This window comes from Moritella sp. JT01 (assembly GCF_001574435.1).
GTDB lineage: Bacteria > Pseudomonadota > Gammaproteobacteria > Enterobacterales > Moritellaceae > Moritella.
Window position 1 is genome coordinate 1 of sequence record NZ_LOCN01000001.1, and the last position, 14720, is coordinate 14720.

The 14720-nt window shown below is 41.0% G+C and carries 11 protein-coding genes; 4 read left to right on the forward strand and 7 right to left on the reverse strand.

What is annotated here, in order from left to right; all coding sequences use genetic code 11:
* Positions 1–200: 200 nt before the first annotated feature.
* The 4 genes from AKG98_RS00005 to AKG98_RS00020 form a co-directional block, all read right to left on the reverse strand.
* The gene (locus AKG98_RS00005) at positions 201–1085 is read right to left on the reverse strand and encodes a LysR family transcriptional regulator (RefSeq protein WP_067039475.1); all 885 of its coding nucleotides are present in this window, start codon (positions 1083–1085) and stop codon (positions 201–203) included.
* 179 nt (positions 1086–1264) lie between these two features.
* Positions 1265–2062, reverse strand: coding sequence for a slipin family protein (locus tag AKG98_RS00010; protein ID WP_067039476.1), 798 nt, complete (start codon positions 2060–2062; stop codon positions 1265–1267).
* Positions 2043–3593, reverse strand: a complete 1551-nt coding sequence (locus tag AKG98_RS00015) for a nodulation protein NfeD (protein WP_067039481.1) — start codon at positions 3591–3593, stop codon at positions 2043–2045. The genes AKG98_RS00010 and AKG98_RS00015 overlap by 20 nt, the downstream gene beginning before the upstream one ends.
* A gap of 104 nt (positions 3594–3697) precedes the next feature.
* Positions 3698–5398, reverse strand: a complete 1701-nt coding sequence (locus tag AKG98_RS00020) for a methyl-accepting chemotaxis protein (protein WP_067039483.1) — start codon at positions 5396–5398, stop codon at positions 3698–3700.
* A gap of 408 nt (positions 5399–5806) precedes the next feature.
* Here AKG98_RS00020 and AKG98_RS00025 point away from each other — a divergent pair, with 408 nt between their 5' ends.
* The 3 genes from AKG98_RS00025 to metC all read left to right on the forward strand — a co-directional run bounded on the left by AKG98_RS00025 (position 5807) and on the right by metC (position 9764).
* Positions 5807–7174: a sodium:alanine symporter family protein gene (locus AKG98_RS00025; protein ID WP_067039485.1), complete on the forward strand. Its 1368-nt coding sequence runs from the start codon at positions 5807–5809 to the stop codon at positions 7172–7174.
* Positions 7175–7388: 214 nt separating this feature from the next.
* Positions 7389–8408 carry a hypothetical protein gene (locus AKG98_RS00030; protein ID WP_067039487.1) on the forward strand — a complete coding sequence of 340 codons (1020 nt, stop codon included), beginning with the start codon at positions 7389–7391 and terminating at the stop codon, positions 8406–8408.
* 171 nt (positions 8409–8579) lie between these two features.
* Positions 8580–9764: a cystathionine beta-lyase gene (gene metC, locus AKG98_RS00035; RefSeq protein ID WP_067039489.1), complete on the forward strand. Its 1185-nt coding sequence runs from the start codon at positions 8580–8582 to the stop codon at positions 9762–9764.
* A gap of 238 nt (positions 9765–10002) precedes the next feature.
* On the opposite strand, the gene AKG98_RS00040 is transcribed toward metC, so the two are convergent.
* On the reverse strand, positions 10003–10896 hold the full coding sequence (locus AKG98_RS00040) for a DMT family transporter (protein ID WP_067039491.1): 894 nt from the start codon (positions 10894–10896) through the stop codon (positions 10003–10005).
* Between the two features lie 149 nt (positions 10897–11045).
* Positions 11046–11924: a DMT family transporter gene (locus AKG98_RS00045; RefSeq protein WP_067039492.1), complete on the reverse strand. Its 879-nt coding sequence runs from the start codon at positions 11922–11924 to the stop codon at positions 11046–11048.
* Positions 11925–12354: 430 nt separating this feature from the next.
* On the opposite strand from AKG98_RS00045, the gene AKG98_RS00050 reads away from it, so the two are divergent.
* On the forward strand, positions 12355–13476 hold the full coding sequence (locus AKG98_RS00050) for a hypothetical protein (protein ID WP_228140161.1): 1122 nt from the start codon (positions 12355–12357) through the stop codon (positions 13474–13476).
* 128 nt (positions 13477–13604) lie between these two features.
* On the opposite strand, the gene AKG98_RS00055 is transcribed toward AKG98_RS00050, so the two are convergent.
* Positions 13605–14720, reverse strand: a 1116-nt coding sequence (locus AKG98_RS00055) for an isocitrate lyase (RefSeq protein WP_228140162.1), incomplete at its 5' end; no start/stop codon positions are given.

The window sequence follows — 14720 nt, forward strand, 5'->3', positions numbered from 1 at the left end:
CTTAAAGCTGGCGGCGAAGACAACACGATGAACCAGTTCTAATTTAGAACCTCATTGTTAGCTTATTATCAGTTAAATAATAAGAGTCAGTTAATATGACAAACCAGCTTCGGCTGGTTTTTTGCTGTTTGTAGACTAATAAAAAATACCCCTCTTCTTATTTGATATAAAAAGTAAGGGGATGGGTTATGTTTAGTGCGTTACAAACTTAAGTGTTTTTTAATAAAATCAAGAAACACTGAAATCTTCGGCGAAATAAGATCACGCTTTAAATAGACAGCATAAGTCGAGCTAATGCTGTCATAAGGGCTTAATACATACTCGGGTAATATATGCACTAGTTTGTTATTTTTTAGTTCGTTATTGATCGCCCAGCGAGGCATAAGTGCAAATCCAGCATGGTTTAATAATAATTGTTTTTGACCGTTCACTGAGTTCACCGTTAAATGATCAACAATCGTTAACTTAATTGGTTTATCTTTCATTAAAAACCAGTCTCGCCAGCCAGAATAGCCATAAGTAATACAATCAAATTTAGCCAAGGTATCGGGTGAACTTGGTGTGCCATGCTCGGCAATATATTCAGGACTTGTACACAATATAAAGTCATTATCGAGTAGCTTACGCGCAATTAGATTTGAGTCGGGTAAACGCCCACTGCGGATCGCTATATCCACATTGTCTTCGACTAAATCAATGACACGTTCGGATAACTCAAGTTGTACTTTTATCTTAGGGTATTGTTTTTTGAACTTAGGAATCAGTGGCAAAATACAGCTTTCACCAAAGCCGACTGTCATACTGATCTTTAGCGTTCCTTGGGGTTCTTTCTGTAAATCATTTACAACACGGTTAGCTTCGTCCAGTTCCGCAATAATCCGTTGGGAATATTCATAATAAGTCAAGCCAGCTTCTGTTAAGCCGATGTTACGGGTGGTTCTGTTCAGTAATCGAATGCCGAGTTCTTTTTCTAAGGCTGCTAATTGGCGTGAAATTGAGGACGGTTGCACATCAAATACACGGCTGGCTGCGGAAATACTGCCGGTTTCCACAACGCAATTAAAATAATGTAAACGAGTAAGCATATAAGCACCTATTAAAACGAGCTGTAATTGATTGGATTGTTTAATTTTACAGGTCGGTCAACTTAATAGATTATTGCATAAAAAGCAAAGAAGGTTTTCTTACAGGCTTATTTTGGGCATAGGTAACAAGGACGCCTTTTATCCTAAGGCGCTAATTTTAATTTCCCGCTTTATTCTATTTACTCGTTATTGTCAGTCTTCGTTTTATTGCCTGTTTTACTGGGCATTAAATTCGCAAGTAATTCCGTTGGCATCGGAAATAAGATCGTCGAATTTTTCTCACTGGCGATTTCGGTTAATGTTTGTAGATAACGAAGTAGGATTGCATTTGGTTCTTGGGCTAGTTTAGCTGCGGCTTGGACCAATTTGTCGGAGGCTTCCATTTCCCCTGAAGCATGAATAACTTTTGCCCGTCGTGTTCTTTCTGCTTCCGCTTGACGTGCGATTGCTCTGATCATGGTTTCGTTTAAATCAACGTGCTTTATTTCCACATTAGATACTTTGATCCCCCAACCATCGGTACGTGAATCTAAGATCGCTTGAATATCGACATTGAGCATTTCTCTGTTGGCTAACATTTCATCTAGCTCATGTTGACCCAATACCGAACGTAATGTGGTTTGTGCCAACTGCGAAGTGGCTTGCAGAAAGTTTTCGACATTGATAATGGCTTTTTGTGAATCAATCACCCGAAAATAAATGACGGCATTAACACGTACTGACACATTATCTCTACTGATTACATCCTGACTCGGCACATCCATGACCACCGTACGTAAATCGACACGTACCATCTGTTGTATTATTGGGATGACAATGATCAAGCCGGGTCCTTTTACTTTTTCAAAACGGCCAAGGAAAAAGATAACCCCACGTTCGTATTCACGTAAGATCCGAAACATACTGATGATTAACAGGAGCAATAAAAATATAATTGCTCCTGTTAATAACATGCCGCTACTGAGGATTGCTTGCATCGTTAACCTCCGATTCAGGGATTGGCAATAGGATTAGCGTTAAACCATCAATGCCATCTATTTGTACTATTTGTCCAGCGCTTAATTGGTGTGGGCTATAAGCCGACCAACGTTCACCGTTAACATTAATATGTCCTTGGCCAATAAACCCAATCTCTATGGTCACTTCTGAGCCAATTAATGCTTCTTTACCACTGACAACTTTGTTTTTCCGCATATCCCAGAGATAGCTAAATATGAAGATAAAAAACAGTAATGAAAGCACTGCTACGGCAGCGATAAGTTGTAGCGACACTTGAAATTGCGGTAGATCGCTATCAAATAAAAATATCGATCCGAGTGTAAAAGCAATAATACCGCCGAGCCCAAAGATACCAAAACTGGGTGACATAGATTCTGCAACGAGTAAGGTAATCCCCAGTAATAAGAGACCTAATCCGACATAATCAATGGGCAGCAGCTGGAAGGCGTACAGTGCAATAAACAAGGAGATTGAACCTGTCACGCCAGCGATCCCAACGCCGGGACTATAAAATTCGAGTAGGATGCCATAGACCCCGATTAGCATCAGAATATAAGCGATATTCGGGTCGGTGATAGTACCAATAAAGTTACTGCGCCAATTGGGTCGGCGTAGTTCCAGTGGACTGTTTGTTAATGTTAGCAGTCTTTGCTGTTGTTTGATGGTTACGTATTGGCCGTCAAGTTCTTGTAAGAGATGTTGTGGCGATTGCGCTAACAGATTAATCACGTTTTTATCCAGAGCTTCGACCGCCGTTAAGGTTGCCGCTTCTGTCACTGCTAATTCAGCCCATTCGACATTACGCTTACGCAGTTGTGCTAATGAACGAATATAGGCAACCGCATCATTGAGCACTTTCTTTTCCATAGCACTTTTTTCAGTCACTTGTGGTGAATCAGATGGCGCGGGAGAGGGCTGTTTTTCTTTGGTGTCGGCGTTCGGCGAATCTGATTTGGTATCAGAGTTCGGTGAATCTGATTTGGAGTCAGGTTTTGTATTAGGCGTTGGCTCGGTTGCTGGTTGGTAAGGGTTCGTCGGTTTCTTATCCCCTGTAGGTAAAGGACTACCTATACTGACTGGGGTTGCAGCCCCTAATGTGGTCGTAGTCGCCATTGCTGCTATATGGCAGGCATAGAGAATATAAGTCCCAGCACTGGCGGCTCTAGCTCCAGGAGGATGAACTAAGCAGGCTACGGGAACATTTGAGTTTAAGATCGCTTGGTTAATATCCCGCAAGCTCGAGACTAATCCCCCTGGGGTATCGATAGTAATGATGATCAACGGTGGTGTCGAATGACTATTATCACTCGTTTCAGCATTTGTCTGGTTATTTGCGCGACTAATTTCGCTGGTAAGGTAATGGCTAACTGCGGGACCAATTGCGCCTTTGATTGTTAATACTGGCACAGGAATGCCACTTTCATTGGTGGCAGCACCTGAGGGTTCGGCTAGGTTAGCATTTAGCATACTACTGTAGAGCAGTAATATGCTTATCAGCCAGTAATACATAGATAATACCTCACAATCATATTAACTCTATTTTAGCTCATGAATATCATACCTGCGTCTTTACCTGCGTTAATAACAATACATATATCCTTGCGGTATTTATTTTATGTGAGTTTGAATTGGCTGAGTAATGTTTCTAATTGTTCTCCTGCGGCAGATAAGTCGGTAGAAACTTGTGTTGTTTCATGGCTTGATGCTAGTAGTTGCGCGACCACGTCACGGATATTAACCATGTTACGATTAATTTCATCGGTTACCGAACTTTGTTCTGTGGCGGCTGTAGCAATATGGTTTGCCATGTCATTAATCGCATCAACGGCATTAGTGACAGCGGATAAACTGCCGCTGATTTGGGTTGATGATTGCATTGCGTGGACACTGGTTTCTTGACTGGTTTTCATTGCGCTCACGGCTTGGGCAACAAATTGGTGTAAACCATCGAGCATGACTTTGATTTCTAATGTGCTTTCTTGAGTCCGACTGGCTAAGCTGCGGACTTCATCTGCGACAACTGCAAAACCTCGGCCCTGTTCCCCGGCTCTGGCTGCTTCAATCGCAGCATTGAGAGCGAGTAAATTGGTTTGATCGGCAATCGCACCGATAACTTGTAATACATGATCAATTTTTTGCGATTGTTCATGTAGGGAACTCATGTACCCGCTAGCTTGCTCTACGTTATCAACCAAAGTCGTGATCGCCGTGCTAGACGTTCTGACATTTTCTTGTGCTAATAAAGAATCTTGCGTCGCCATTTGTGTTGCATCGGCGACTTGAATCACGTTTTCTGCCACATCATTTGCTGTTGCATTCATTTCGGTAACCGCGGTGACCACCTGATCTGTTTCATTATTATGGATCGTCAGTTGTTCCGTGGTCTTTTGAGTTTGTTGGCTGAGGTTATTGGCAGAGTCTGATACTTGATGGGTGACATCTGCCACCGCGCTGATGATATTTTGTAATTTAGCGGTGAAACGATTAAATGCTCCACCAAGTAAGGCTATTTCGTCACTTCCTTTGATATCTAATCGACGGGTTAAATCACCTTCACCATCTGCAATATCATTGAGCGTATTGAGCATGTCATTAATTGGTTTAGCCAGACGTTTAGCAATCCACAGCATGAATACACTGGTTAGTATGACGAGTATAATGGCACTCGTAATCGTTAATTTTATTTGCGTATAAAATTGTTGCCACACTGAATGGCTAAAAATAGTTAAATCATTAGCAATATCATCTACATATACACCAGTACCAATAAACCAATCTGTGCCTGTAATAGGTGCGGCATAACTTAACTTAGGCTGTAATGTATCAGTACCTGGCTTAGGATATACATACTCAACAAACCCACCACCTGACTGACTGGCTTTTATTAATTCTTGAATAAGTAAAACGCCGTTTTTATCTTTCAGCGAAAATCGGTTTTGTCCTTGATTTTTTTCGTTACTTGCATCAGCGATATTGATCCCTTTACTGTCGTAAATGAAAAAGTAGCTAAGGTTGTTGTCACCATAACGTGCGTGTTTAAGGATATCTCGTACGTTTGCTAATGTTTGTTGTTGGGTTTTATTCTGCGCCGTGGCGTTAGTGATTTCTCGTTGCACTATTTTTTGCGTTATTTTTACTGCATCACTGATTTGTTTTTGTCGTTCTGTGCGTAGTAGCAATTCATGATCATGGATCATGGTTGTTACTGAGTTAGTCTGTAAATTAGAAATTATTGCTAATGTGGCTAGCAATGAAATAACCATAGGAACTATCGCAATCAGTAGTAATTTATTCTGCATTTTCAAATTATCCATGACCTAACCTTATAATCCATTAAAGATGACTGTCTGTATTTTTCATTAAGTCACCTTTTTACCTATTTTTATATATTTACATGTTCAAATTGTTAACTGAGTGTTTATTTTTTGTTTTTTTAACTGTTTTTTTCTAGATTGCTGATGGCAATGTATATAACAGGGTGTTGTTTCTTTGTTAAAGCCTGTGCTGTAGGGCACTGAGACTGATTTTTATGAATATTACTAACTAATTCATGGTCTTTCAGTTGTAGTTATTTCATTTGAAATATAATGTCTTGTTATTTTAACTGTACGATATTTGGTTGCATGTTAATCAGTTGTGGGTATTATGTTTATCTGTTTGTTGAGTGTATAACCTGATAATGTGCGTTTTACATTATCATTAGTCTTAAGGAAGGGATGTTGATGGAAGCTTTAACAGAGTTTATTTCTGCGGTAAATAGTGTTGTATGGGGTGTACCTATGCTCATTATGATCCTTGGGGTAGGACTATTCCTATCTTTAGGGTTGAAATTAATGCCTATTTTAAAATTAGGGACTGGTTTTAAGCTACTTTGGGCTGGACGTACAACGACGTCAGGTGACAAAAGTAAAGGTGAAATCACGCCATTTAATGCGTTAATGACATCACTTTCTGCCACGATTGGCACAGGTAATATTGCGGGTGTGGCAACGGCTATCTTTTTAGGTGGACCGGGTGCGTTATTTTGGATGTGGTGTACTGCGTTAGTGGGTATGGCAACCAAGTATGCAGAAGCAGTATGTGCAGTTAAATATCGTGAAACGGATGAGAATGGTAATCACGTTGGTGGACCAATGTATTACATCAAAAATGGTTTAAGCAGTAAATGGGCTTGGCTCGGCACTGCGTTTGCGATCTTTGGTTCAATTGCTGGTTTTGGTATTGGTAACACAGTGCAATCAAACTCGGTCGCTGATGCTTTATCAAGTAGTTTTGGTATTTCACCAATAGTATCTGGTTTAGTGATGATGGTATTGGTTGGCCTCGTACTGATGGGCGGCGTTAAACGTATCGCTGATGTTGCTGGTAAATTAGTACCATTAATGGCTATCTTCTATATCGGCGCTGGCTGTGTGGTTCTATTTATGAACGCGAGTGAGATCCCGGCTGCATTTGCATTAATCATTGAAAGTGCATTTACCCCTGTCGCTGCACAAGGTGGTTTTGCTGGTGCTGCTGTTTGGGCTGCAATTCGTTTTGGTGTCGCACGTGGTGTGTTCTCTAACGAAGCGGGTTTAGGTAGTGCGCCAATTGCGCATGCTGCTGCACAAACCAATGATCCGGTTAAACAGGGTCTTATCGCTATGTTAGGTACCTTTATTGATACCCTTATCGTTTGTACTATTACGGGTCTTGCGATTGTAGTTACTGGCGCTTGGACATCGGGCGATACGGGCGCAGCATTAACATCAGCTGCGTTTGCAAGTGCATTGCCAGGTGTGGGTAACTACATTGTTGCGATTGCGCTGTCTGTATTTGCCTTCACCACTATTCTTGGTTGGAGCTTCTATAGCGAAAAATGTGTGCAGTATCTATTTGGTGTGAAAGCGATTGTTCCATTCCGTATTTTGTGGATCATTGCGGTGCCAATTGGTGCAACAAGTTCATTAAGCTTTGTTTGGTTACTTGCTGATACACTGAATGCGATGATGGCATTGCCTAACTTGATCGCACTCGCGCTACTTAGCCCTGTGGTATTTAAGCTAACGAAAGAGTATTTTGCCAAGCAAGGCGAAGCTGCTAAAGAATAAAATATTAGCGAGTAACGATGAGTAAATAATTGTTAGTTAATATTTAAACCCCCGCCTATTTTATTGTTAAATAGGCGGTTTTTTTTAATACTCAAATATTCCTTCCGTATCTATTCATTGTCCTGCCGTTACATCTGCTTACATAGAATGACCTGCAGTTACTTTATTATAGTGTACATACAAGATGTAAATTAACACTATGGATAATTCAAAGATGACAGTATCGAATAAAGTAAAAATATGTTTACTGACCGCGGGTATTGTAATGCTTGCAGGTTGTGGTTCTGATAGCGGGAGTAAGACTACGCCAACTACAAAACCGACAACACAGACTACTGTAAAGATATTTGATGCCGTTGCTAATTGTAAAACTAAAAGCGATGTACCGAGCTGTCATTTTGATAATGGTGTTTATGTTATCAAATTAAGTAATAAAGTAACGGATGAGCAGCAACAACGCGTTATCAAACGCGTGACGAATATGATGCAATGGGCCCATCAAGATGTTCGTGAGCAGTTTGCCGCGAAACGTATTGTTTTGGGGCTTATCGAAGATGAAGATGCTTTACAGACGGCTACTGGCGAATTTGTTATTGAGTTAAATGAAAATAAAGGCACAATTATCGATGGTATTGAATTAATTTATACCAATATTAGCGGTAAAGACGAGACGCTTTCCCCGACGACTTATCAAAAAATGATGCAGCTTTATGATTACTATATCGATGGAAATACAAATAGTGCGGCTGGTGCTGCATTGAGTGTTTCTTACGAAGCATTTAAGACGGCATTAGTACAAACTAAAGCGACTGCAGATAGGGAGGGTATCGCTTATTTACAGTATGATGAATGTAACTACGGTAATCAACAGTTAACAAATAATCGTGCGCTAGGTACACCAAATCCATGTATGAAAGATGGCAGTTCAACAGATGACGACGGTAATGATATCTCAAAGGGGAAGCCGGATATGGTGCATTCGTTAGCTGCCAATTTAAACCCTGGTGCATTGTTAGGTACCGTGTACGAATATCAAGTTGAAGCTAATTTAAATACACCTGCTGGTGAGTTATCTGCTTCTGATAGCAGCGCGTTTGTTGACGAGGGCAATATTGGGTCTAATGTTGCAGTTGGTCTTACCGATCAATCTAAGTTATTTGTTAGTTGGGCAAATCCAGCATTCTTACCATTTAAACAATATTTGGATACTTATTTTTTCGTCAATAAGAAATAAAATAGTCGTATATCGGGAGGGGAATCGCTCTCCCTATATAGCGTTAAAATATTACTATTAGGCGACTCTTTTAGTTTCAAATCACGTTATTCATTGCCTGTCACCCTATCTTTCGTTACTGTGTTTTTATATGTAAATGATAAATATGAATGAGCAGGGAAAGATACGATTATGAGTTCAGATAAATTAGCCACACAACTAGTCTCGGCAGGACGCGATAGAAAATTCTCACACGGTGCAGTGAACCCCGTTGTTCAGCGCGCATCATCAATTGTATTTGACTCAGTTAAAGCCAAAAAAGCAGCAACCGCAAAACGTGCTGACGGTGAATTATTTTACGGTCGCCGTGGTACGCAAACTCACTTCTCATTACAACAAGCGATGACTGAACTTGAAGGTGGCGAAGGTTGTGCGCTTTATCCTTGTGGCGCAGCCGCTGTCACTAACTCTATTTTGTCATTTGTGAGCGCAGGTGATCATATTTTAATGACTAGCGCCGCCTATGAACCCACGCAAGATTTTTGTAATGTCATGTTAGCTAAAATGAACGTAGCGACAACATATTATGAACCTATGTTAGGCGAAGGTATTGCAGGATTAATGCAGGCGAATACCAGCGTGGTATTTCTAGAGTCACCAAGTTCAATTACCATGGAAGTTCAAGATATTCCTGCGATCGTAAAAGCGGTTCGTGCGGTAAATCCGGAGGTGATTATCATGATAGATAATACTTGGGCAGCGGGTGTGTTATTTAAAGCCTTTGAACACGATATTGATATTTCAATTCAAGCAGGTACAAAATACATCATAGGTCATTCTGATTATATGTTAGGTACAGCTGTTGCCAATGAACGTTGCTGGGCACAACTACGTGAGCAGTCATACTTAATGGGTCAAATGGTTGATGCCGATACTGCGTACATGGCGAGCCGTGGCTTACGTACTATGGGTATTCGTTTAAAGCAGCATGAAGTGGCAAGTATCAAAGTGGCTAATTGGTTAAGTACCCGTCCAGAAGTTGAACGTGTTAATCACCCTGCGTTACCAAGCTGTAAAGGCCACGAGTTCTACAAGCGTGATTTTAAGGGTTGTAATGGTTTATTCTCCTTTATCTTAAAAGATAAACTGAGTAATGAGCAATTAGCTAACTATCTCGATAACTTTCAGCATTTCAGCATGGCGTATTCGTGGGGCGGTTATGAGTCATTAATCTTAGCGAATCAAGCGTCTGAACTTAACCGCATTCGTCCCGCTGGCGATGTAGATTTCACGGGTACATTGGTACGTTTACATATCGGTTTGGAAGATGTTGAAGATTTGATTGCTGATTTAGAAGCCGGTTTTACTCGACTTTAAATCGCGTTACGTTTCAATAATCAATGATATTTAAATCAAGGCGCTTAAAGACTCTTAAAGAGGCTTAAAGATGTTAAGGCTATTATCTTGCAATGCTTAAGCCGTTGACAACAAGAATCCCCTTTCTTCCCCCGACTTGTCGGGCGCGAAGCGAGGGGAGCTTCAACTTGAGAATACTATTATCGACAATACAGTTCGCTTCCATGCGATTTAAAATTGAAGTCCGTTCAATTCAGCATCAAGACTGAACCGTCACGCCCTTTTTTACAGTATTTCTTGATTTAAACTGCGTCATACTGACCCCTGCTAATACCAAAGTACCACCAATGAGCTGCTCACTTGATAGCTGTTCATTGAGGATGAAGGTCGCCATAATCGCAGTAAATACCGGCAATAAATTCATGAACATTGCGCTTTTATCGGCACCGAGATAATGAATACTCTGCATCCATAACCAAGTGGCTAATATCGATGTTGGGATCGCGGCATATAATACCAGTGGTAACGATTCACTGCTCAGGCGCACTTGGCCGTTATATGCGAGTATAGGCAGTAAGATAATGACCGCAAATACCATTTGTACATATAGCGCAATCCAGTTGTTAAACGGTAAACGCCAGCGTTTGAGTAGCACTCCGTATAGAGCATAACTACAGGCCGCAATCAGCATGTAGGTATCTCCGATATTAATACCCTCAGACAGTAAGTTACTAATTTGACCGTGGCTTAACATATACACCAAACCCGTCATCGAAATAGCCGCGCCGAGCAATGCTTTTTTAGTCAATGAGATCCCGAGTAGTGGCACACTAAACATTAAGCTTAATAACGGCACTAAGGCAAAAATCAGCGTCATATGTGTTGCTGTCGTTGTCGCCGCAGCAAAATAGGCGAGAGATTGGTTAATAGCCATGCCCAATAATGCCAAGAATGCTAATTTAGTTAAATAGGGTTTAATCGCTTGGCGTTTTTTCCATACGGGTTTGATTAAAAAAGGCGTAAGTGTAATTAAAGCAATAAACCAACGATAGAAGGAGATTGTTTCGGGTGAGATAACGTTGGCCGACAAAACATTAACAATGGAATTACCTGACCAAATGATAACTGTGAATAGCGGGAGTAAAAAATACATGGCGATCTGCTTGCGTATAAAAAGGCGATTGTAGCAGAGAATACAGTGTTATTGGCAAGTACTTATTTGTAGAGTTATATGATAGTAGAGGCAACCTAGGTGATTTAATGTGATAGCAGAATCACCTAGGGTATTTTTAGCGGTTAGTCTTACTGCGCTAATGCTTTTTGTTTTATTTTCTGCTTAACGATGGTTTCATTAAATATCAGTGATAGCAAAATAATACCGCCGCCTAACGCCAGTTTTACTAAGTCCGCATCACGGTTCCAAATCACCAGATTAACCAGCAAGCCTAGCGGTACAAGCACGTTATTCATTGCCGCTAACGTCCCCGCATTAACTAAACACGCGCCTTTATTCCACATGAAGTAACCTAAGCCCGACGCGATAATACCGAGGTAAGTGAGTACACCCCATTGTGTTGTAGTCGTCGGCATTTTATCTGTGCTGCCCAGTAACATAAATGCGATGCAGGCAACAAGGAAGGCTCCAATATAGAATAGGCCAAACACTTCACTGTGTTTTACATCTTTTAATTCATTTTCAGAGAGTTTTTTATAAGCCACTTGGCCAATCGCCATCGCAATATTTGCACCTTGCACAACAAGGAAGCCAACCACGAAACCGTCGTTAATACCCGCATATTTAATTACCACAGCACCCAATACCGCGATGATCGCAGTGCCTAAATACCAAGGGTTAAAACGAGAATGTAATAGGTCATCAATTAAGGTAACGTAAATCGGGGTAAATACGGTAAACAGTAATACCTCTGGCACTGATAAGAGTAGGAATGATTGATAATAAAACCCGTACATAATACCCAGTTGGCAAGCACCAATAGCCATGACTTTTACAATCGTACTACGCGATAAATTACCTAGCTTTAAGAATGGGATGAATACCAGCATGGCTAAACCAATACGGAATAGTACCGAGAACCAGGCATCAACCTGACCCGCTAGATAAACCCCGATAAGACTAAACGAAAAAGCCCATACTAAATTTGTAATGATTAAAAAATGCATTCCTTTACCTTAATTAATAGATGTAAGCAGAATTAATGACGATTGCCGAACATAGTGACTAGAGTTTATATTTTGCTGTATTTACATGACAGGCTTGTGTTTAAAACTTGCCTGTTTACTTTACGTCAGAGTAATAAATGAGCACTCATACCCAAGCTACTTCAAGATGCACAATCAGCAAACCGAAAGGAGAGGATATTCAAGGCATGAAGTCGAGGATTTAGTTATTCTAAATCAAGACTTCATAACGCCGAAGATTCATTCTTTCGGCTTGCCCTACGGGAGGCGAGCAGGAATAACAGCACAGCGTTGCAATGTCTCTGATATAGCATCTTGAACTAACTTGGGTATATAACTCGAGAGTACTGGTATATTTGTCGTTGTTATGATTAATATTAGCTGTTTATCTTCGAATATCGAGATCGTTAAAATGATGAAATTGAGTGCTTTATTACCTTTTACGCTGCTGGTGGCGTTTAACACGGTTGCTAATGTGGCTACAAATCCTATTTATCAGTTAGAAGTCGAGCCTGCTATTGGTAAAATGGTGACGCCATCTACCACCGAACTCTGCAATGTGGCTAAGAGCACGGCGGATTATCTTGCTTTAGGTGAAGATTACGACCCCGGTATAATTACCGCAGGCATGACTGCGCAATTTGGTGGCGATTTAGAAAGAGTAAAGCGTACCCTTAATTTTATTTGCCAAGTGCAGCAAGCGGATGAATTAGCTGGAGTCCCGAGTCGTCTGATGGATGCTGAATTTATAGCTCAGCACTTTGATGTGATCCGCTGGATGCCAGATAAAAAACAAGCGCAGGGCTTTGCCAAAAATAAACCGCTGTTGAAAAACATTCCTGATGATAAAATCTTACTGACCAAATATTATATTAAACTCGCGAAAGGCAGTGCCAAAAAAACAGCTGAAACCCCTTATGCATTATATGCGCTGCCAAATGATGAACAAGGTTTAACGCTAGAGCAGGGCGATGCAGATCGCGGCTTAACTCGTCATAAGTTGACTAAGCAAGATGTGTTAACCGGTATTTTAGACAAAGATAAGTTAGCCGAGCCTATGGTTTGGTTGTCGCGTTATGACTTAGAAGATTCCTTAATGCAGGGCACTGTAAAAGTTGATATCGCCTCAGATTCTAATGGCGTTAGGAGTCAGTTTTTTAATGTCCATCGTAATAATGGCATTGGCTACCAACGTAACTTGAAAAAAGAACAGCAAAGACGTTATTGGTATTTTAAGAAAACTGACTCTGTGATGGGTTATGGTAAAGATGCAAGTTACAAGATCCCTGTGTATCCATTAGTGACGGTTGCAGGTGATTTAGCACACCTAGGATTAGGCAAGCTGATCATGCTCACTCACAATGGCGAAAGTCGATTAACGGTATTAGCGGATACGGGCGGCGCATTTGAAAATAACCAATATCAGCTTGATTACCTCGGTGGCTATTTTAAAAACTGGGATGATTATATTAATACTTATCGCACTTTCCCTGATTACTTTGAAGCGCGAATATTATTGTTGAAAGATAAATAAATTGAGTCGCCTCAACTCACAGATTGTTAGCTTATCTGTAAAATACAGAAAACCAGCCGAAGCTGGTTTTTTCATATTAACTGACTCTTATTATTTAACTGATAATAAGCTAACAATGAGGTTCTAAATTAGAACTGGTTCATCGTGTTGTCTTCGCCGCCAGCTTTAAGCGCGTTATCGCCAGAGAAGTAACCTTTATGTGCGTCACCGATATCTGAACCCGCTAAGTTTTGGTGCTTAACAGATGCTTGTTCACGACGGATTTCTCGACGTTGAATATCACGTACATAAGCAAGCATACCAAGTTCACCGAAGTAACCTTCAGAAAGAATATCTGTACCCAGTGCTGTTTCATGGTAAGTCGGCAATGTGATTAGGTGATGGAAGATACCTGCTTCACGTGCTGAATCCGCTTGGAACGTTTGTATTTTCTTATCTGCTGCAATTGCTAGCTCAGACGTATCGAATTTCTCATCCATCAGGCCGCGTGGGGCTGTTGCTGGGTCAGGGTATGCTGATACATCTTTACCTGCTTCAACCCATGCTGCGTACTCTTGTTGACGGAAGTTAAGCGTCCAGTTAAATGATGGTGAGTTGTTATAAACAAGTTTCGCATCAGGGACTGTCTTACGTACTTCGTTAACCATATGAGCAATTTGACCTACGTGTGGTTTTTCAGTTTCAATCCACAACAAATCAGCGCCGTTTTGTAAGCTAACTACACAATCAAGTACGACACGGTCAATCTCTGTGCCTTCACGGAATGCATACAGACCAGACGCTAAACGGGTTGGTTTAACTAATTTGCCGTTTTGCTTGATAATCATGTCGCCTTCGGCAACATCTGCTGCTGATTCAACTGGCGTTGTTTCTAGGAATGCATTGTATTGAGACGCTAAATCACCAGGCGTTTGCGATACCGGTACTTTTTGCGTTAGGCCAGCGCCTAATGAGTCAGTACGTGCAACGATAACACCGTTGTCGATACCTAGTTCAAGGAATGCATAACGTACCGCGTTGATTTTCGCTAGGAAATCTTCGTGTGGAACCGTTACTTTACCTGCTTGGTGACCACATTGTTTCGCGTCAGATACTTGGTTTTCAATTTGGATACAACATGCACCGGCTTCAATCATTTTCTTAGCAAGAAGGTACGTTGCTTCTTCGTTACCAAAACCAGCATCGATATCGGCAATGATTGGCACTACATGTGTTTCGTGGTTGTCGATAGCCGCTTGTGCTGC

Coding starts and splice junctions, on each gene's coding strand:
- AKG98_RS00005 (WP_067039475.1), bottom strand. CDS start 1,085: ATGCTTACTCGTTTACATTATTTTAATTGCGTTGTGGAAACCGGCAGT.
- AKG98_RS00010 (WP_067039476.1), bottom strand. CDS start 2,062: ATGCAAGCAATCCTCAGTAGCGGCATGTTATTAACAGGAGCAATTATA.
- AKG98_RS00015 (WP_067039481.1), bottom strand. CDS start 3,593: ATGTATTACTGGCTGATAAGCATATTACTGCTCTACAGTAGTATGCTA.
- AKG98_RS00020 (WP_067039483.1), bottom strand. CDS start 5,398: ATGGATAATTTGAAAATGCAGAATAAATTACTACTGATTGCGATAGTT.
- AKG98_RS00025 (WP_067039485.1), top strand. CDS start 5,807: ATGGAAGCTTTAACAGAGTTTATTTCTGCGGTAAATAGTGTTGTATGG.
- AKG98_RS00030 (WP_067039487.1), top strand. CDS start 7,389: ATGACAGTATCGAATAAAGTAAAAATATGTTTACTGACCGCGGGTATT.
- metC (WP_067039489.1), top strand. CDS start 8,580: ATGAGTTCAGATAAATTAGCCACACAACTAGTCTCGGCAGGACGCGAT.
- AKG98_RS00040 (WP_067039491.1), bottom strand. CDS start 10,896: ATGTATTTTTTACTCCCGCTATTCACAGTTATCATTTGGTCAGGTAAT.
- AKG98_RS00045 (WP_067039492.1), bottom strand. CDS start 11,924: ATGCATTTTTTAATCATTACAAATTTAGTATGGGCTTTTTCGTTTAGT.
- AKG98_RS00050 (WP_228140161.1), top strand. CDS start 12,355: ATGATGAAATTGAGTGCTTTATTACCTTTTACGCTGCTGGTGGCGTTT.